Source organism: Acidovorax sp. KNOB132, from assembly GCF_057541515.1.
The window spans coordinates 1-1,153 of sequence record NZ_BAAJYT010000554.1 but is presented as its reverse complement, the minus strand read 5'-3'; the positions used below and the strand labels follow the sequence as shown (position 1 = coordinate 1,153).

2 protein-coding genes are annotated in these 1,153 nt (G+C 72.5%); both read right to left on the bottom strand.

Features of this window, described 5'->3' with window-relative positions; translation table 11 throughout:
* On the bottom strand, nucleotides 1-747 hold a 747-nt coding region (locus tag AC27IO_RS24590; RefSeq protein WP_498741258.1), incomplete at its 3' end, for an NAD-dependent epimerase/dehydratase family protein.
* A gap of 4 nt (nucleotides 748-751) precedes the next feature.
* Nucleotides 752-1,153, bottom strand: a 402-nt coding sequence (locus AC27IO_RS24585) for a DUF4166 domain-containing protein (protein WP_498741257.1), incomplete at its 5' end; no start/stop codon positions are given.

Sequence of the window (1,153 nt, the reverse complement as noted above, 5' to 3'; positions counted from 1 at the left end):
GGACCGGCGCGCGGCCAGGTGGACCACGGCGTCGATGCGCGTCTCGCCCGGGATGTCCTCCAGGCGGTCCAGCGCCCAGACCTGCGGGCCGAAGGTCGCGCGGGCCTGCAGCGGATCGCGCGTCCAGACGATCACGCGCCGGCCTTCGCCTTGCAGCCGGCGCACCAGTGCCGTGCCGATGAAGCCGGTGGCGCCCGTCACCAGCACCGCAGGCCCGTGGGCGGCAACGGGCAGGGGTTCAGCGGATGGCACGGCCGCCCGCAGCCGCACGACGGCGAACGCATTGCGAACGCTCCAGGCCAGCACCACCACGGCCGCCACCGTGAACAGCCAGGACCAGGCCCCGTGCCCGACCCGCACCACGCCGGTCGGCAGGGCCGCGTGCGCCGCGAACAGGGGCGCGATCACGCCGACCAGCACGCCATAGCTCACTGCCAGCAGCGTGTGGAGCACCCGCTCGGCGGGCGGCAGGCGGCGGCTGCGGTCCTCCTCCAGGAAGTCCGCCGCGGTGATGACGATCTCCACCGCCAGCAGGGCCGTCGGCAACAGCACCCACCAGCCCTGCCACTGCACCCAGGCGAATCCCAGGAAGAGCACGCCGTAGAGGGCCTCGCGCGCCGCATGCAGCAGCAGCTCGTGGCGGGCCGAGGTTCGCTGCGGCAGGCGTGCGGACCACTCGTGGTGCCAGAGGTTGTCGAACGCCCCCATCAGGGCCTGCACCGTCAGAACGATGAAAACGATGTCCATGGAATCACTCCTCGGGATCGGTGAACACACCGGTTTGAAAAAACGTGCAACCCCACAGCGGGTGCGCCATGTCCAGGGTGAAGCGGAACGTGCCCGGCCCTTCGTCGCGGTGCTCGACCCGGCACCGCCCCGGGGTAAGCCCATCGGGAATGGGCACGCAGAACGCGCCCAGCGCCAGGAAATAGCGGCGGCTGTAGAACACCAGGGCCCCGTCCTCCACCACCACGTCGAGCGCCATGGACAGCCCGCCGCTCGTGCGCTCCTGCAGGCCGCCGTCCGGGCCGCGCAGCTTGGTCGAGCGCACGACGGCGGCGTCGCGCCGCCCCGGCAGGCGCAGGTGGCGCTCCCACACGACACCGCCGCGCGCGTCGCAGTGCACCCGCACCTCGGCAGGCACGCCGGTCTC